Genomic DNA, 17,646 nt, shown 5'->3' with positions numbered 1-17,646 from the left:
GTTTATATATTGTGATATCAAATATAAGAATTACAAACTGCTGACCAAGAATAAACCCCGTGTTTTATCACGGGGTTTGCAATCTATAATGCTATGATATTATAATTTAATATCTTCTTTTTTCTTCTCGTAATTAAATAAGAAATCAACATCCATTTCCTGGACCTTTCCAAGTTTAGAAAGCGCTTTCATATCTACATCCTTCTTATTACCAATCACTAACACATTATATGTCTCTCCGCTAATATTTTCATTAAAGAATTTTTTCAGATCCTCAAGAGTCATATTTTTGATGGTATTATACATCTCCTCACGATTATCGTTATCAATACCTCTTTTCTTAAGACCTTCATAACTCCAGAAAATATTAGATTTTGTAATTCTTTCTGCAGCAATTTTCTTTAGTGTTGCTTCTTTGGCTGCATTAAATTGTTTTTCTGCTTCTGGCATATTGGTCATTAAATCCATCATTGCATCCACAGCCTCAGGCATTTTATTCGCTTGTGTACCGATGTACGCATAGATATAGTTAGATTTATCTTTCTCTGATGCGTTCGAATAGGCAGAGAATGCAGAATATGCTAATGATTTGGACTCTCTAATCTCTTGGAAAACAATAGAAGACAAACCACTACCAAAATAGGAATTAAAAAGTCTAGAAGCAGCTAGTTTTGATGGGTCAAATTGTGATCCTTTGGCCAAGAATACCATTTCACTTTGCACCATATCATAATCTACAAAGTATACATTTCCTCCTGTTTCTTTTTCCAGATAGGTCGTTTCTTCAGGATAATCTGCAAGATCTCCGTTCAAAACATGGTTTTTATTCAATGAAGCAATAGCCGCATCAACATCTTTACCATAATAGAAAATACGATGTTTAAATCCTTTTAGCTCTTTCACCTTTGTTACTAACTCATTTGGATCTATTTCTTGAAGTTCTGCAATGGTATAAATATTACGTAAAGCAGAGTTATCTCCGTAAATCCCGTAGTTCATCAAACCATTCCACAAGATATTTCCTTTTTGAGTTTTGTTATCATCGCGAGCCTTAGCTATTTTATCTACATATTTATTATACGTTTCTTGATCTGCTACAGCATTACCCCAAAGGTGCTCAAGAAGCGCTAAACCAGCATCCAAATTCTCTTTAAGTCCAGACAATCCAACATAAGTGATATCAGAACCAGCACTTACGTTATAATTAATCCCTAACTTATAAAACTCTTTCTTAAGCTCATCCGGAGAATATTTATCTGTCCCCAAATAATCAAGGTATCCTGCCGCAAGAGAGGCTTTACGATCATTATCTTTACCCATATCAAAGATGATATTCAAACTAAATAGATCGTTGTTTGGGTTTTTGATATAAGACACCTCTAAACCATTCTCTGTATTAGTTTGCTTAATGGCTGTTTTATAATCAATAAACTTTGGTTGTAATGGAGATGTTTCAATCTCGTAAAAATCAGAAACAAACTTAGATTGTTTATCTCTATTCAGCTCAACCGGAGTGATCCCTGGGTTTTCTACCTTAGTAACATTTTTATCTTCTCCTTTACGCTTATAAGTGACTACATAATTATCCTGATAGAATTTATTTGCAAAATCAACTAATTCTTGCTTAGTAATTTTTTTAAGATCATCAAGGAACTTTACCCTATCTTCCCAATTCTGATGATGAATAAAGGCGTTATAATACGCACTTGCTAATGCAGTATTATTCTCATACTCTCTAGTTTGAGACAATTTAAGATCATTAATTACCGCTGACATCATCCAATCTTCAAACTCTCCTTTTTTCAGTTTCTCTATTTCTCCTAAGATCAGATCTTTTACTTCATCCAAAGTTTGTCCATTTTTTGGTGTACCACTAAATCTATGGAACCCATAATCATTTTGAAATAATGGAGAACAACCGGCATTTTGCACCATTTGCTTTTGATTTAGGTTTAAGTCTATAAGTCCTGCTTTTCCGTTGGTCAAAATCATATCTGCCATGGTCAACAATTTTTCTTCTTCAGAACCAATCCCTTCAGATCGATATGCAACAGCAACATTCTCTGAGGTTGGACCAAATACTTCTTTAACAACAGGGCTTGTAATCGGTTGTTCTTTTGGTAAGACAGGATGCGCTACCTCTTTTTTCTCATAGGCCCCAAAAGCATCATTTACTTTGTTAATAGTTTCATCAAAATCTATGTCTCCAACTAATACTACTGCCATATTATTAGGCACATAATATTTATTAAAATAATTATGGATAGAAACCATAGAAGGATTCTTCAAGTGATCAGAAGTCCCGATTGTCCTTTGTTGTCCATAAGGGTGATTAGGAAACAACCCTTCCAGAGTAGCATAATATGATTTTCTGAAATCGTTATCCTGTGTTCTATTAAATTCTTCATAAACAGCTTCAAGCTCCGTGTGGAACAAACGTAATACCAATTGACTGAAACGCTCACTCTCTACTTTAAGCCACTTATCCAATTCATTTACCGGAATTTTATTTTTATATACGGTTTCTTCAAACCAAGTATGTGCATTAGTTCCTTGAGCTCCCAAAGAACTAATCATTTTATCATATTCGTTAGATATCGCAATTTTTGAAGCTTCAAGAGAGACTTCATCAATTTTCTTGTAAATCGCTTTCTTCTTTTCAGGATCAGATTCCTTTTTATGTTCTTCATACAAATCTGAAATCTGATCTAGCAGTACTTTTTCCTTTGCAAAATCCTGCGTCCCTATTTCATCAGTACCTTTAAAAACCATGTGCTCGAGGTAGTGTGCAAGACCAGTAGTCTCTTTAGGATCATAATTAGACCCTGCACGTACAGCAATATAGGTTTGAATTTTTGGCTCTTCTTCGTTTTTTGCCAAATACACTTTCATCCCATTATCCAAAGTATACAACCTTAGACCTGTTGGGTCGTTAGATACGGTTTCATAATTAAAACCAGCACTATCAGTATGTTGTTCAGTCTTGATAACATCTGATGTATCCGCTTTTGTTGATGAATCTTTACAATTGCTCAGTAGCAAAACAAAGAGCAATAGTAGCATAGATTTAAAAATCTTCATAAATAATTATTTAGTTTGATTTGTAGTTAACTAAGAGACGTGAAATATACAAACACGTTACAGTTTTCTTAAATTATGTTCAATAAAAAACCTCTTGAACATAAATCCAAGAGGTTTTGTAATTATTTAACAGCTGCTTAACCTAAAACTTCAGCAACCTTTTTACCTATTTCAGCAGGTGAATCTACTACATGAATGCCACATTCTCTCATAATTGCTTTCTTGGCAGCAGCAGTATCTTCACTACCTCCAACGATCGCTCCCGCATGTCCCATCGTACGACCTGCTGGCGCAGTTTCTCCAGCAATAAACCCTACGATTGGTTTTTTAGTTCCACTTTCTTTAATCCATCTTGCAGCATCAGCTTCCAGCTGTCCTCCTATTTCTCCGATCATAACCACACATGACGTATCAGGATCATTAACTAGTAATTCTACCGCCTCTTTTGTAGTTGTACCAATAATCGGGTCTCCTCCGATACCAATAGCAGTAGTAATTCCTAATCCTTGTTTCACCACTTGGTCAGCAGCTTCATAAGTTAATGTACCTGACTTAGAAACAATACCAACATTTCCTTCCTTGAAAACAAAACCTGGCATGATTCCTACTTTGGCCTCTCCTGGAGTAATTACTCCCGGACAGTTTGGACCAATCAATCTACAATCCTTATCTTTTATATAATTTGAAGCCGTTATCATATCAGCAACAGGAATACCTTCAGTAATAGTAATGATTACTTTTATTCCAGCATCTGCAGCTTCCATAATCGCATCTGCGGCAAATGCAGGCGGTACAAATATAATAGTGGTATCAGCTCCTACTTCTTTAACAGCTTCTTCTACCGTATTAAATACAGGTTTATCCAAGTGAGTTTGCCCTCCTTTTCCTGGAGTAACTCCTCCTACAACATTTGTTCCATATTCAATCATTTGACCAGCGTGAAATGTACCTTCACTACCTGTAAACCCTTGAACAATAATCTTCGAATCTTTATTTACTAAAACACTCATTGCGTTATGATTTTTTTATTGCTTTTTAAAGTTTCAAAAGTAAGCTTTTGAACACTATCGTTAAAATGAAAATGAAATTATTTTGAAAGAAAAGATTTCATACTTTCGGGAGTATTATCCCCTTGCTGACTTATTTGATATCCTCGATACAATTTATCGTCTTTTAGCTCCCAAATCGTAATAAAATGGGCTATAGCCTCTTCTTTATCAGGATCTTCTATCGTCTTTGCAAAATACGTGTAACGGATTGTGACTTTATCACCTTCTGCCAACAAATGGCTGATCTCACATCTGAAGGTCTCAAAAGATGCGGCCATCTCGCTAAACATCATCTTGATATCGTTAAAATTCTTCTTGCTAAACCCAAAACTACTATTCCAAAACAGTTCAATTTCCGGGTGTAGAAATTCAGAAAAAGCTTCTGAGTTGTGTATTAAATCCGTTTCATAAAAAGACCTTACGATGTCTTTTGCCTGTGTATTCATTTAGTATTCAATTTTTCTATTAAATCAGGTACTTGCCGTATAGCAGCAATTTCTTTGTATTTTTTTCTGAAGTCATCAGCTGGTGTGCCAAAATAACTTTTCTTTCCTTCAAGTGATTTACTTACTCCAGATTGCGCAGAAATTATTGCTTTTGTACCTATAGTAATCCCACTGGTTATTCCTACTTGACCCCACATCGTTACTTCATCTTCAACAACAACACAACCAGCAATCCCTACTTGTGAAGCAATTAAGCACTTTTTACCAATAACTGTATCATGGCCAATATGCACCTGATTATCGATTTTGGTTCCTTCTTTTATGGTAGTATCTCCGGTTACTCCTTTATCTATGGTACACAGAGCACCTATATCTACATTATCCTCTATTACTACTCTACCCCCAGAGATCAATTTATCAAATCCCTCAGGACGATTTTTATAATAGAAAGCATCTCCTCCCAACACAGATCCTGCATGAATGGTAACATTATCACCTATAACTGTATGATCATACAAACTAACATTGCTATGAATCAAACAATTTTCTCCAATAACCACATGATTCCCAACAAAAGAACCAGGTTGTACAATACTTCCTTTTCCAATCTTGGCAGTTGGCGAAATCTGAGCACTTGCCTTTTCGAATGGTTTAAAATACTTGGTAAGAATATTGAAATCCCTAAACGGATCGTCTGATATTAATAATGCCTTTCCTTCTGGACACGCTACCTTTTTATTAATAAGTACTACAGTAGCTGCACTTTCTAAAGCTTTATCATAATACTTCGGATGGTCTACGAAAACAATATCTCCTGGTGTAACCACATGGATTTCATTCATTCCCAGTACTGGAAACTCTGGGTCACCAATAAATTCTGAAGATATAATAGTAGCTATCTGCTCTAAGGTATGTGCTTGAGGAAATTTCATTATTCAAATACGAATATTACTTACTCTTTAATTCTTTCTTTATAGGTACCTTTTTCGGTTTCAATTTTGATCTTATCACCTTCATTAATGAATAGAGGCACCATAACTTCTGCCCCTGTTTCTACAGTTGCTGGCTTAGTCGCATTGGTAGCAGTATTTCCTTTAACTCCAGGCTCCGTAGCTGTAACTTCCAAAATTACACTAGCAGGCATTTCTACAGACAATGGCATTTGATCTTCAGAATTGATAATAACAGTTACCACTTCTCCCTCTTTCAATAAACCAGGAGCATCCAATGTTGACTTTTCAAGTGTAATCTGATTATAATCTTCTGTGTTCATGAAGTGATAGGTATCTCCTTCTGCATATAGATATTGAAACTTATGGGTTTCTACGCGTACATCTTCAATTTTATGCCCTGCAGAAAACGTATTATCAATTACTTTTCCTGTAGTTACACTTTTGAGCTTAGTTCTAACAAATGCCGGACCTTTTCCTGGTTTAACATGTAAAAATTCGATGATTTTATAAATATCGTTATTATACTTTATACAAAGTCCGTTTCTAATATCACTTGTACTTGCCATTATCTAGTATTCTTTAATTTTTGTTTTATTAATTCGAGAAATATCCTTTCATAATTCCTCGTTGAGAATTCTTAACAAATTCTAATATTTCATCACGCTCTGAGGTTGCTTCCATTTCTGCTTCTATAATGGCAACTGCCTGAGAATTGTTATAATTTCCTTGATATAAGATTCTATATATATTCTGGATTTCTCTAATTTTCTCAGTACTGAAACCTCTTCGTCTCAAGCCGATCGAATTGATTCCAACATAAGAAAGAGGTTCTCGAGCTGCTTTAACAAAAGGTGGTACATCTTTTCTTACCAAAGATCCTCCCGTTACAAAAGCATGGTTACCAATACTACAGAACTGCTGTACTGCTGCCATTCCTGCCAGCACGACATGATCCCCGACTGATATATGACCAGCCAAAGTACTATTGTTTGAAAAAATACAATTATCTCCAACAATACAATCATGAGCAATATGACAATAGGCCATAATCCAACAATTATTTCCTATTTTAGTTTTCATTCTATCTGTAGTACCTCTATTGATGGTAACACATTCTCTTATCGTAGTATTATCTCCTATCTCGGTAATGGTATCCTCATCATTAAACTTTTTATCCTGAGGGATAGCAGAAATTACAGCCCCAGGAAAAATACTACAGTTCTTTCCTATTCGTGCACCTTCCATAATAGTTACATTAGAACCTATCCAAGTCCCTTCTCCTATGACTACATTATTATGAATTGTAGTAAAAGGCTCAATTACCACATTTTTCGCAATCTTCGCTCCGGGATGAACATATGCTAAAGGTTGATTCATCAGTTTTGGTTTATTTTATATACATCAAATGTAATGTGCTATTCAACTATTCTAGATCCACAAGATTAATAAACTTATGGATAATTCTCTTTTAAATTATTAATTATTTTGATTTTACGATTTGTGCCATCAACTCTGCCTCGGTAACTAACCTACCATTGGCATAAGCAAAACCTTGCATATGACAGATACCTCTTCGAATAGGAGTTATCAGCTCTAATTTAAAAATCAATGTATCGCCTGGCAACACCTGTTGTTTAAACTTTACCTTATCAATCTTCATAAAGTAGGTAAGGTAATTTTCGGGATCAGGAACCGTGCTTAGTGCCAAAATTCCTCCGGTTTGCGCCATAGCTTCTACCTGTAGAACCCCTGGCATTACCGGTGCTCCAGGAAAGTGCCCCACAAAGAAAGGTTCATTCATGGTTACATTCTTTAACCCTACGACATGTTTATCCGACATTTCCAAAATACGATCTATCAACAAGAACGGAGGTCTATGCGGAAGCATATCCATAATTTTATTGATATCCATAAAAGGTTCTTTGGACAAATCAAATTGAGGAACTTTATTCCTTTTTTCAATCTTGATGATTTTGGAAAGCTTTTTGGCAAACTGCGTATTTACAAAATGTCCAGGTTTATTTGCGATTACTTTTCCACGAATTCTAGTACCAATAAGCGCTAAATCTCCGATTACATCCAATAATTTGTGCCTTGCTGCCTCATTAGGATAGTGCAACGTGAGGTTATCCAAAATTCCATTCGGCTTGATCGCAATCGAATCTTTACCAAAAGCTACTTTTAGCTTTTCCATGGTTTCTGGACTTAGTTCTTTATCTACATAAACAATAGCATTATTAAGATCTCCTCCTTTGATCAAACCATGCTCCAATAACATTTCTAGTTCATGCAAGAAACTAAATGTTCTGGCATCAGCTATTTCCTTTTTAAAATCAGATAAATGCTTAAGAGATGCATTTTGTGTTCCTAATACCTTAGTCCCAAAATCCACCATTGTAGTCACCTGATACTCGTCTGAAGGCATTACAATGATCTCACTTCCTGATTCTTCATCGGTATAAGAAATCACATCCTTGACGATATACTCTTCTCGTTCTGCCTCTTGCTCTACAATGCCGGCCTTCTCTAGAGCTTCAATAAAAAACTTACTCGATCCGTCCATAATAGGAGGCTCAGAAGCGTCTAACTCAATTAAAAGGTTATCAATTTCGAGTCCAACACAAGCAGCCAATACATGCTCTGAAGTTTGGATACTTACTCCGTTTTTTTCCAGATTAGTACCTCGCTGGGTATTTACCACATAGTTGGCATCAGCTTCAATCACAGGACTGCCTTCGAGATCAATTCTGCAAAATGCGTATCCGTGATTTTCTGGTGCAGGTTTAAAAGTAAGGGTAACTTCTTTTCCTGTATGTAAACCTACTCCGGTAAGTTTAATTTCCTCTTTAATGGTTCTTTGCTTACTCACAACGATGTCACTCATTATCGTTTATCTTTTTCTCTAATTTGTATACTCTATCTACGATCTTTGGGAGATTCTTGAAATGTACATAAGACTTGTTATAGTCCGAATATCCTAAGGCAGGAGAACCTTGTATTGCTTCTCCATCTTTGATATTTCTACCTATTCCTGATTGTGCTTGTATTCGTACGCCATTACCAATATTAAGGTGACCAGCGATACCTACTTGTCCCCCAATAAGACAATTTTTTCCAATTTTTGTTGAACCAGCAATTCCTGTTTGCGCAGCTATTGCAGTATGTTCTCCTATCTCGACGTTATGTGCGATCTGAATTTGATTATCCAGCTTTACTCCTTTTCTTATAACAGTAGAACCTAAGGTGGCTCTATCTATGGTAGTTCCTGCGCCTACGTCTACATTATCTTCAATAATCACATTTCCTGTTTGAGGCACCTTGCTATATTCTCCCTTTTCATTGGGCGTAAAACCAAATCCATCGGCTCCAACAATAGCTCCACTATGGATTACACAATTATTCCCAATAATGGTTTCAGAATAAATTTTAGCTCCAGCAAATACTACAACATCATCTCCAATAGTAACATTATCACCTATATAAACGTTAGGAAATATTTTGGCATTCTTACCAATGGTTACATTTTCTCCCAAATAAGAAAAAGCTCCAAAGTAAATATTCTCTCCATATTTGGCAGTTTCTGAAATAAAACTAGGTTGCTCTATCCCTGTTTTATTCATCTTTACCATATTGTAATATTCTAATAATTGAGAGAATGCTTTGTACGCATCATCCACTCGAATCAATGTCGTTTTGATGTCGGATTCGGCTTCAAAAGTCTTATCAACTATAGTAATTGAAGCATCGGTAGAATAAATAAACTGGGTGTATTTAGGGTTGGCTAAAAAGGTCAGAGACCCTTTAGTACCCTCTTCTATTTTAGCTAGTTTTGATACCTCAACAGATTCATCTCCTTCAATTTCTCCGTTTAAGATACCTGCAATTTGTGTGGCTGTAAAAATCATTCTAGCAAAAGTATAAAAAATGTGTTAATGTTTGTACTTCGGAGAGCACATAAAATATTTAGTTACAGGTTTAGATAGGGCCTCTAAGTTATACTCATCTGTAGCTTTCACAATATCAACTACTTTCCTTGATTTGTATAAAATATTAATATTTTGTTTGTTTTGATGATAAGCCTGATTAGTAATAGTTCCTCCAAAAACAAAATAACGTGCCTCGGCATCAGAAATTTTATACGCTTGTTTGAATTTTTCGATTTGTTTTTCCTTTTTCTCATTATCAAAAGGCTTCTTTTTAATTTTAATTTTCAACAAATCTCTATTTATGATCATAGCGGATAATGTACGCAACACAAAATCTTCAGAAGACATCCACTCTTTCATTGCCGAAACTACATCATAATCATCTAGTTTAGCAAAAGTCTCTAATACATCTTCGGTAAAATTATCAGCAGTGATTTTATTCTGCAAAAAGAATTTCAACGCTTTACTTGCTTCAAGCTCTACTCCATCATCCACCAATTCCTTTGCTCTTTGCAATACTCTTATCAATACATTTTCGGCAACAATACTGGTCTTGTGTAAATACACTTGCCAATACATCAACCTACGAGCCAACAAAAACTTTTCTACGGAGTAAATTCCTTTTTCTTCGATCATCAATTCATCGTTAACCACGGTAAGCATAGTAATCAAACGTTCACTATTAATATTACCCTCGGCGACACCAGTATAAAAACTATCACGTTTCAGATAATCCAAACGATCCATATCCAACTGGCTAGATATCAATTGGTGTAAAAATTTACGATGATACTCTCCTTTAAAAATTTGAATCGCTAACGTTAAACTCCCGTTAAATTCTTCATTGATTTTCTCCATAAACATCAACGAAATAGATTCGTGATTGATCTCATTTACGATACTATGCTCCATCGCATGCGAAAATGGACCATGACCAATATCATGCAGAAGTATCGCCACATACAACCCTTCTTCCTCTTCTTCAGAAATGCTAACTCCCTTAAAACGAAGAACTCTTACCGCTTTTTGCATCAAATACATACAACCCAAAGCATGGTGAAAACGAGTATGGTGCGCACCAGGATATACCAAATACGATAAACCCATTTGAGAAATTCTGCGAAGTCGTTGGAAATATTTATGCTCTATAAGATCAAAAATTAGTTCATTCGGTATGGTAATAAAACCGTAAATTGGGTCGTTTAATATTTTGAGCTTATTTCTTTTTTTCAAGTTTATTTTACTTTTATGAAAGCAAATATACATATATGGCGATCATATAAGGCACTTCCTATAAATTTTAAGTAATAAGTTTATTCAAAAAAGGAACAAAAAATTTATATTAATAGATAATTAATCAAATAAATAATACGATTGATGAGTAAGATAAAGATATTGTGGGTGGATGATGAAATTGATTTACTAAAACCACATATACTATTTCTCGAGCAGAAAAATTATGAGGTTACAAAATGTCAAAGTGGTACCGAAGCATTAGATATATTAGACGACGATAATTTTGATATCGTTTTTTTGGATGAAAATATGCCAGGATTATCAGGAATTGAAACGCTTTCTGAAATCAAAGAAAAGAAAGATAGTATTCCTGTTGTCATGATCACCAAGAGTGAGGAAGAATATATTATGGAAGAAGCAATCGGAAGTAAGATTGCTGATTATTTGATAAAACCGGTTAATCCTAACCAGATTCTTTTAAGTTTAAAAAAGAACTTAGACAATTCCAGGTTAGTTTCTGAAAAAACAACGGCCAATTACCAACAAGAGTTTAGAAAAATAGCTATGGATATGGCTATGGTCAATTCTTTTGAAGAATGGTCAGATCTCTACCAAAGACTTTTATACTGGGAATTGCAACTTGAAGACATCGAAGATACAGGAATGTTCGAAATTCTGGAATCACAGAAAACCGAGGCTAATTCTCAATTCTTCAAATTTATCGACAAAAATTATAGAGATTGGTTCAGCGGGCATGACGATGCACCTGTAATGTCGCACACATTATTCAAAGAAATGGTTGTTCCTGAGATAAGCAAAAGTCAGCCTACTCTATTGGTCGTTATTGATAATCTAAGATATGACCAATGGAAAGCGTTTGAGCCGATCGTAAACAATTATTACAAAAAAGAGCAAGAGATATCCTATTTCAGTATCCTACCAACCGCTACCCAATATGCGCGAAATGCCATTTTCTCTGGATTGATGCCTTCAGAAATGAAAAAGAGACATCCTGACCTTTGGCTGGATGATACGGATGAAGGTGGAAAAAACATGAATGAAAATGAATTTTTGACCGCTCAATTACAACGATTAGGGCTAGACATCAAACACGAATACTACAAGATTACCAACGAAAGATCCGGAAAGACTCTTGCTGCTAATTTTAAAGGCTTAAAGGACAACGATCTCACTGTGGTAGTATATAATTTTGTGGATATGCTATCCCACAGCAAAACCGAGATGGAAGTTATCAAAGAATTAGCGTCTAATGATAAATCGTATCGATCTCTTACCCAAAGTTGGTTTAAGAATTCTCCTCTACTGGAAATGATACAACAAGCACAACAACTTGGTTTTAAACTCCTTATTACTACGGATCATGGTACAATTAATGTAAAAAATCCTTCGAAAGTAATCGGAGACAAAAACACCAGTTTAAATCTGCGATACAAGACAGGAAAAAGTTTAACCTATGAACAGAGAGAAGTGCTTGAAGCTACCAATCCAAAAGAAATTCATTTACCCTCTATAAATGTGAGTAGTTCTTTTATTTTTGCCAAAGGAGATTATTTCTTTGCGTACCCTAATAATTACAATCATTACGTAAGTTATTATCGCAATACGTACCAGCATGGTGGGGTATCGCTAGAGGAAATGATCATACCATTTGCTGTGTTAAATCCCAGATAAAACAAAAATGACCATCACATATTCCCTAGAAGAACTTTTAGATATTGCAGAACAGGTAATTGCCCATACGACCAACAAAATTATAAGCTTTGATGGTGATATGGGCATCGGTAAAACCACTTTGATTAAACAAATTTGTAAACAACTGGGTGTACAAGACGGTATCACTAGCCCAACCTATTCTTTGGTCAATGAATATGAAGGAGATGAAGGGCCAATTTATCATTTCGATTTCTATAGAATCGAAGATGAAGAAGAAGCCTATCACATTGGTTTTGAAGAATATTTGGAATCAGGTGCCTGGGTATTTATTGAATGGCCTGATCGGGTAAAAAACATATTACCCATGGATATTGCTACTGTAAAAATTGTTCTTACCGAAGATGGAAAAAGGAGGATTACCGTTGCTTAATAGGCACTAAAACTGATGTTAATACTTCACCTTATTTGTTTTCTTGGCTTTTTTATTCGTAATTTGAGTTACAGAATTTCACGCAAATGAGTAAACCAACATCTCCTTTTACCAAAGAGCAACTACTGCCACAAGAAGAAACCATCGAAGTAGCACGCAAAAAAGGAAAGCTCTTTATAGGGATCCCAAAAGAGACTAGTTACCAAGAGAAGCGAGTATGTCTTACTCCAGATGCAGTTGCCGCATTAACAGCTCACGGACATAGAGTGCTATTAGAAACCAATGCTGGTATAGGCGCTAGTTTTTCGGATAGGGATTACAGTGAAGCAGGTGCAGAAATCACCAATGACAAAGCAAAAGTTTTTGGATGTCCGATTATCCTAAAAGTAGAACCACCTTCGTTAGAAGAATTGGAACATATCAACCCACAGTCGGTTTTAATCTCGGCATTACAATTAAAAACACAAACCAAGGACTATTTTCAGGCACTTGCAAAGAAGAGAATTACTGCTCTGGGTTTTGAGTTTATTCGGGATTCCGACGGAGCCTATCCGGCGGTAAGAGCTTTGAGTGAAATAGCTGGTACTGCTGCAGTTTTAATTGCTTCAGAACTTATGAATAGCGTAAGCACTTCTGGGTCAGGTTTAATGATGGGTAACATTAGTGGGGTACCTCCTGTAGAAGTGGTGATTCTTGGTGCAGGTACTGTTGGTGAATTTGCTGCTCGCTCTGCAGTTGGTCTTGGTGCCAATGTAAAGGTTTTTGACAATTCGATTACCAAATTACGCTGTATTCAAACCAATCTAGGTAGAACACTTTACACCTCCACTATTCAACCAAAGAACTTATTAAAAGCGTTACGTCGTTGCGACGTAGTGATAGGCGCCGTTCGAGGTAAAAACAGAGCTCCGGTTATTGTGACCGAAACCATGGTAGAACGTATGAAACAAGGAGCAGTAGTTATTGATGTTAGTATTGATATGGGCGGATGTTTTGAAACTAGTGAAGTTACTTCTCACGACCACCCTACTTTCGAAAAACATGGTGTCGTACACTACTGTGTTCCTAATATCCCATCGAGATACGCTCGTACCTCCTCATTATCGATCAGTAACATCTTTACTCCCTACCTATTACAAATCGGAGATGAAGGCGGGATTGAAAGTGCGGTACGTTTTGATCGAGGATTAAAAAGTGGTCTCTATTTTTATCATGGTATTCTAACCAGCAAACCTATAGCCGATTGGTTTGACTTATCCTACCGAGATATTAATCTGTTGATAATTTAATATTCCTGGTTAAAAGCGCTACTGTTTTTTTGTGTAAAAAATCGTTACTTTGCCGTCACAATTTTATAACTGATGAAATTAGCACAGCGTTTGTTTTATTACCTTGGAGGATTTACTATTGGTCTTATTCTGTTATTTTTCTTTTTAGGCGGAAAAAAGACTTCTTGTGACTATGGACCTAATGCTCGAGTACTCAAAAATATCAGAGTCAAAGATCGTGTATTCAAACAAGAGGTTTTAACCAAAATGCAGGCAAATAGCATTGATACAGCAGACATTTCAAAAGTCCTACAAACCGGAAGCGTAGATTTTTCAAAAAGTGACACCAAAAGAGACTCTTGTAATCTTTATTTTATTGAAGGTCAATTAGAGCAGAAAATTATAGAGCTACAGGTAAAAAACTGTGATTCTACAGCAAAGGTGGAAGCTTTGGATATAAAAAGTGAATTAGACTAATTTCTTACCCATTACCCAAAACTCAAACTTTTGTTCTCCTATAGTAAAGGGATGCTCTCCTACTATTTCATAATCATTTCTTTCATAAAACTTTACTGCACCCACATTTTCTTTTAACGCCGACAACCAAAGATAATGATTGTTATGCTCCATAGCTTTCTCAAAAACTAGTTGTTGCAAACGGCTACCAATACCTTTGGAAACATGACTCCCTAGAAAATAAATCTTTTGAAGTTTACAGACCTTTGTACTATCAATAAATTCAGAAGGAGCATCAAGTTGTAACTTGGCATACCCCACAGGAACACCATCTTCGGTCGCTAACCAATACACATTCTTTTCTTTTTGTAAACTGCGAAATATTTTTTCTTCGGCAAACGTATCTGTAAGGTATGAATTAAGATCATCCCGTTGAATAAATAAATGCCCAAAAGCTTCATCAAAGGTTGTTGCACCCAATTGAGAAATACTTTGTGTATCCTGTACTGTAGCTCTTCTGATATCAATCATTGTTACCTTTTTCTTGGTTCAATATCTCTAAAAATATTCAAAATTTCTTTAAACTTATCAAACACTACTGGTTTAAACACTTTTTTTTGACTTGCTGGATAGCGATCTACGCAGTTTCCGGTAAAGCAATTCGATGGTCTGGTAGGCCTTTTCTCGAATCCTCCTCCGCAATTTGGGCAAACATTATGAAATATATGATCCACACAATCCTTACAAAACGTACATTCAAAAGAACATATCATTGCTTGATCACTAGTATTGGGTAATGGTGCATCACAGTTTTCGCAACTGGGTCTTATTTGTAACATCTGTCTATTTATTTTGTTCCACAAAGCGATTTACAGTATCAGGTATATTTACGTCTGGCTGCAGCAATTCATCAGAAATAGCATCGAAAGCTACTTGACGAATTGGCACTACTCCAGCCCAAATTGAAGAATTATGATCTTCGGGTTCATCGTTAACTCCTTCTGCCCTAACCTTTGCCGAAGCATGATCCATACTTATTTCAAGTACTAGTGTAGCATTAAATTCCTTTTCATTAGGCTGTCGAACATGATCCCAATGTCCATCTACCATATGATTCAAAATACAGGCAAGAGCTGCCATTTTCTCATCTGGATCTTCCAGTTTTCGTACTTTGCCAAATACATTTACAGAACGATAATTTGCAGAATGATGAAATGCAGACCTAGCCAACACCAAACCATCCAGATGAGTTACCGAAACGCTGGCCTCTCCAGCTTCTAACAAACTCAACATCATACGATTTTTGAGAGATCCATGAATGTAGAGTTTATTCTCTTTTCTTCCATAGGCAGTAGGAATAACAATAGCCTTACTATCCCATATATACCCCACATTACACAAAAAAGCGTCATCCAAAATGGTATTAATAGTTTGTACATCGTAATTCGCTCTTTTAGGTCCTCGAACTACTTTATTTAATGATGAAACCGAATATGTTCCCATAGCTTATTTATTTTGAAATTAAACTTAGCGGCAAATACGCTCACTCTAGCTTCTGATTTTTATTTGATACTCAAAAGTAGTAGCTTTATGGATGCTTATATGCATCCAGTTTTAATATATCTAATAGTCCGGTTATGTTTCCATATAAGAGCTCGATACTACTTAATCGCAAAGCCCATCGCAATTTGTACCTACAGTTATGTGATCAAATAATTAAACACATCAAATCCGGGAAATTACCTCCCGCTACCCGATTACCAGGGACCAGAACATTGGCAAACGACCTACAAATTCATCGCAAAACGGTAATTGCCGCCTACGACGAACTTATCGCACAAGGCTGGATTGAAACATTACCCTCTCGAGGAACCTATGTAAATAGGATGCTTCCGATTGTAAATCCTGCGGATTTTGATCACGAAAACTCAAAACAAAAAACTACCACCATCAGCTCTTTTTCGTTTTCAAAAAGACCTAATTTAATGTACAGCTCTGTTAGTTTTGATGATTCTCCCAAAATACAGATAGACGACGGATCTCCGGATCACCGACTAGCCCCGATTGAAGAGTTATCCAAAACTTATAGAAATATTGCCAAAAAAAGCTACCATCAAAACCTTTTTGCCTACGGCTCTACTTATGGCAATCTTGATCTAAGGAAAAAGTTGGTAAAATACCTGAATCAAACGAGAGGATTGAACATCTCTTTGGATAACATCCTGATTACCCGAGGTAGTCAAATGGGAATTTACCTTGCGAGTCAACTCTTATTCAATAAAAGAGACACTGTTGTGGTTGGAAACACAAATTACCTCACTGCCAACTATACTTTTGAAGAAGCAGGAGCTACTATCGCTCATATCCCTGTTGATGATCAAGGAATTGACACAAATGCTATGGAAGCTTTATGTAAGAAAACCAAAGCAAAAGCTATTTACGTGACCTCTCATCATCACCATCCTACAACGGTAACCCTGTCTGCAGAAAGAAGAATGCACTTATTGCAACTGGCAAAGCAATATGGTTTTGCCATTATTGAAGACGATTATGATTACGATTTTCATTACAGCAATGCCCCTATTCTTCCATTAGCGAGTAATGACAACTATGGCAATGTGATATATATTGGAGGATTTACCAAAATCATAGCACCCGCTATGCGCATTGGTTATCTGATTGCCCCCAAGGATTTTATAGACGAAGCTTCCAATATGAGGAGGATCATTGATCGACAAGGAGATATGGTGTTAGAAAAAACTATGGCACAACTTATTAAAGCTGGAGATATACAAAGGCATACGAGTAAAGTTCTTAAAATCTACAAGAGCAGAAGAGATTTATTCTGCTCCTTACTCAAAGAAAGGCTATCCAATTATTTCGAATTTGAAGTTCCAAAAGGAGGATTAGCTGTTTGGGTTACTTTAAACAATAAATACAATTGGGATGATGTAGTTGCCAAAGCCGGTTCTCTAAAATTAGAGCTTAATCCAGAATGGCGAAGATACGATCCAAACAACTTAAAACATAACAGTATCCGTATGGGATTTGCTTCGCTAAATGAAGAAGAAATTTACAAAACTATTATCATTCTTGAAAAAGTATGCGCTCAGTTATAAGTGAAACT

General features: G+C 35.9%; 17 protein-coding genes. 5 read left to right on the top strand and 12 right to left on the bottom strand.

The window, feature by feature from the left end:
• Positions 1-99: 99 nt before the first annotated feature.
• The 9 genes from BUE24_RS02000 to BUE24_RS01960 form a co-directional block, all read right to left on the bottom strand.
• On the bottom strand, positions 100-3,081 hold the full coding sequence (locus BUE24_RS02000) for a M16 family metallopeptidase (RefSeq protein ID WP_073313191.1): 2,982 nt from the start codon (positions 3,079-3,081) through the stop codon (positions 100-102).
• A 137-nt stretch (positions 3,082-3,218) separates the two neighbouring features.
• Complete coding sequence (gene sucD, locus BUE24_RS01995) at positions 3,219-4,091, bottom strand: succinate--CoA ligase subunit alpha (RefSeq protein WP_073313189.1); 873 nt, start codon at positions 4,089-4,091, stop codon at positions 3,219-3,221.
• A gap of 77 nt (positions 4,092-4,168) precedes the next feature.
• On the bottom strand, positions 4,169-4,576 hold the full coding sequence (locus BUE24_RS01990) for a nuclear transport factor 2 family protein (RefSeq protein ID WP_073313186.1): 408 nt from the start codon (positions 4,574-4,576) through the stop codon (positions 4,169-4,171).
• On the bottom strand, positions 4,573-5,508 hold the full coding sequence (locus BUE24_RS01985; RefSeq protein ID WP_073313183.1) for a UDP-3-O-(3-hydroxymyristoyl)glucosamine N-acyltransferase: 936 nt from the start codon (positions 5,506-5,508) through the stop codon (positions 4,573-4,575). The genes BUE24_RS01990 and BUE24_RS01985 overlap by 4 nt, the downstream gene beginning before the upstream one ends.
• Before the next feature lie 20 nt (positions 5,509-5,528).
• Positions 5,529-6,095 (bottom strand): elongation factor P, encoded by a 567-nt coding sequence (efp, locus tag BUE24_RS01980; protein WP_073313180.1) that lies wholly within the window; start codon positions 6,093-6,095, stop codon positions 5,529-5,531.
• A gap of 28 nt (positions 6,096-6,123) precedes the next feature.
• On the bottom strand, positions 6,124-6,906 hold the full coding sequence (gene lpxA / locus BUE24_RS01975) for an acyl-ACP--UDP-N-acetylglucosamine O-acyltransferase (RefSeq protein ID WP_073313178.1): 783 nt from the start codon (positions 6,904-6,906) through the stop codon (positions 6,124-6,126).
• Positions 6,907-7,009: 103 nt separating this feature from the next.
• On the bottom strand, positions 7,010-8,413 hold the full coding sequence (locus tag BUE24_RS01970) for a bifunctional UDP-3-O-[3-hydroxymyristoyl] N-acetylglucosamine deacetylase/3-hydroxyacyl-ACP dehydratase (RefSeq protein WP_073313176.1): 1,404 nt from the start codon (positions 8,411-8,413) through the stop codon (positions 7,010-7,012).
• Positions 8,406-9,434: a UDP-3-O-(3-hydroxymyristoyl)glucosamine N-acyltransferase gene (gene lpxD, locus BUE24_RS01965; protein WP_073313174.1), complete on the bottom strand. Its 1,029-nt coding sequence runs from the start codon at positions 9,432-9,434 to the stop codon at positions 8,406-8,408. The genes BUE24_RS01970 and lpxD overlap by 8 nt, the downstream gene beginning before the upstream one ends.
• A gap of 24 nt (positions 9,435-9,458) precedes the next feature.
• On the bottom strand, positions 9,459-10,688 hold the full coding sequence (locus BUE24_RS01960; protein WP_073314401.1) for an HD domain-containing protein: 1,230 nt from the start codon (positions 10,686-10,688) through the stop codon (positions 9,459-9,461).
• Positions 10,689-10,832: 144 nt separating this feature from the next.
• On the opposite strand from BUE24_RS01960, the gene porX reads away from it, so the two are divergent.
• From porX to BUE24_RS01940, 4 genes are all read left to right on the top strand, one after another.
• Positions 10,833-12,383 (top strand): T9SS response regulator signal transducer PorX, encoded by a 1,551-nt coding sequence (gene porX, locus BUE24_RS01955; RefSeq protein WP_073313172.1) that lies wholly within the window; start codon positions 10,833-10,835, stop codon positions 12,381-12,383.
• A gap of 7 nt (positions 12,384-12,390) precedes the next feature.
• Entirely contained in the window at positions 12,391-12,795 is a 405-nt protein-coding gene (tsaE, locus tag BUE24_RS01950) for a tRNA (adenosine(37)-N6)-threonylcarbamoyltransferase complex ATPase subunit type 1 TsaE (protein WP_073313171.1), read from the top strand.
• Between the two features lie 86 nt (positions 12,796-12,881).
• Complete coding sequence (locus BUE24_RS01945) at positions 12,882-14,084, top strand: alanine dehydrogenase (RefSeq protein WP_073313167.1); 1,203 nt, start codon at positions 12,882-12,884, stop codon at positions 14,082-14,084.
• A gap of 72 nt (positions 14,085-14,156) precedes the next feature.
• The gene (locus BUE24_RS01940) at positions 14,157-14,540 is read left to right on the top strand and encodes a DUF4258 domain-containing protein (protein WP_073313165.1); all 384 of its coding nucleotides are present in this window, start codon (positions 14,157-14,159) and stop codon (positions 14,538-14,540) included.
• On the opposite strand, the gene BUE24_RS01935 is transcribed toward BUE24_RS01940, so the two are convergent.
• The 3 genes from BUE24_RS01935 to BUE24_RS01925 are packed head-to-tail and all read right to left on the bottom strand — an operon-like array spanning position 14,532 to position 16,022.
• Positions 14,532-15,050, bottom strand: coding sequence for a GNAT family N-acetyltransferase (locus BUE24_RS01935; protein ID WP_073313163.1), 519 nt, complete (start codon positions 15,048-15,050; stop codon positions 14,532-14,534). The genes BUE24_RS01940 and BUE24_RS01935 overlap by 9 nt on opposite strands.
• A 2-nt stretch (positions 15,051-15,052) precedes the next feature.
• Positions 15,053-15,358 carry a DUF1272 domain-containing protein gene (locus BUE24_RS01930; protein ID WP_073313161.1) on the bottom strand — a complete coding sequence of 102 codons (306 nt, stop codon included), beginning with the start codon at positions 15,356-15,358 and terminating at the stop codon, positions 15,053-15,055.
• A gap of 4 nt (positions 15,359-15,362) precedes the next feature.
• Positions 15,363-16,022: a pyridoxamine 5'-phosphate oxidase family protein gene (locus tag BUE24_RS01925; protein ID WP_073313158.1), complete on the bottom strand. Its 660-nt coding sequence runs from the start codon at positions 16,020-16,022 to the stop codon at positions 15,363-15,365.
• A gap of 134 nt (positions 16,023-16,156) precedes the next feature.
• On the opposite strand from BUE24_RS01925, the gene pdxR reads away from it, so the two are divergent.
• Positions 16,157-17,638 carry a MocR-like pyridoxine biosynthesis transcription factor PdxR gene (pdxR, locus tag BUE24_RS01920; RefSeq protein WP_073313149.1) on the top strand — a complete coding sequence of 494 codons (1,482 nt, stop codon included), beginning with the start codon at positions 16,157-16,159 and terminating at the stop codon, positions 17,636-17,638.
• Positions 17,639-17,646 lie beyond the last annotated feature (8 nt).

It is taken from the genome of Aquimarina spongiae, assembly GCF_900141785.1.
GTDB classification, from domain to species: Bacteria; Bacteroidota; Bacteroidia; order Flavobacteriales; family Flavobacteriaceae; genus Aquimarina; species Aquimarina spongiae.
This window is presented reverse-complemented; position numbering and strand designations above follow the sequence as displayed.

Excerpts from the sequence above, each read along its gene's own strand:
- sucD (WP_073313189.1), bottom strand. The coding sequence starts at position 4,091 with ATGAGTGTTTTAGTAAATAAAGATTCGAAGATTATTGTTCAAGGGTTT.
- pdxR (WP_073313149.1), top strand. The coding sequence starts at position 16,157 with ATGTTTCCATATAAGAGCTCGATACTACTTAATCGCAAAGCCCATCGC.
- BUE24_RS01985 (WP_073313183.1), bottom strand. The coding sequence starts at position 5,508 with ATGAAATTTCCTCAAGCACATACCTTAGAGCAGATAGCTACTATTATA.
- tsaE (WP_073313171.1), top strand. The coding sequence starts at position 12,391 with ATGACCATCACATATTCCCTAGAAGAACTTTTAGATATTGCAGAACAG.
- BUE24_RS01945 (WP_073313167.1), top strand. The coding sequence starts at position 12,882 with ATGAGTAAACCAACATCTCCTTTTACCAAAGAGCAACTACTGCCACAA.
- BUE24_RS01970 (WP_073313176.1), bottom strand. The coding sequence starts at position 8,413 with ATGAGTGACATCGTTGTGAGTAAGCAAAGAACCATTAAAGAGGAAATT.
- BUE24_RS02000 (WP_073313191.1), bottom strand. The coding sequence starts at position 3,081 with ATGAAGATTTTTAAATCTATGCTACTATTGCTCTTTGTTTTGCTACTG.
- BUE24_RS01940 (WP_073313165.1), top strand. The coding sequence starts at position 14,157 with ATGAAATTAGCACAGCGTTTGTTTTATTACCTTGGAGGATTTACTATT.
- porX (WP_073313172.1), top strand. The coding sequence starts at position 10,833 with ATGAGTAAGATAAAGATATTGTGGGTGGATGATGAAATTGATTTACTA.
- BUE24_RS01925 (WP_073313158.1), bottom strand. The coding sequence starts at position 16,022 with ATGGGAACATATTCGGTTTCATCATTAAATAAAGTAGTTCGAGGACCT.
- BUE24_RS01930 (WP_073313161.1), bottom strand. The coding sequence starts at position 15,358 with ATGTTACAAATAAGACCCAGTTGCGAAAACTGTGATGCACCATTACCC.
- lpxA (WP_073313178.1), bottom strand. The coding sequence starts at position 6,906 with ATGAATCAACCTTTAGCATATGTTCATCCCGGAGCGAAGATTGCGAAA.
- efp (WP_073313180.1), bottom strand. The coding sequence starts at position 6,095 with ATGGCAAGTACAAGTGATATTAGAAACGGACTTTGTATAAAGTATAAT.
- BUE24_RS01990 (WP_073313186.1), bottom strand. The coding sequence starts at position 4,576 with ATGAATACACAGGCAAAAGACATCGTAAGGTCTTTTTATGAAACGGAT.
- lpxD (WP_073313174.1), bottom strand. The coding sequence starts at position 9,434 with ATGATTTTTACAGCCACACAAATTGCAGGTATCTTAAACGGAGAAATT.
- BUE24_RS01935 (WP_073313163.1), bottom strand. The coding sequence starts at position 15,050 with ATGATTGATATCAGAAGAGCTACAGTACAGGATACACAAAGTATTTCT.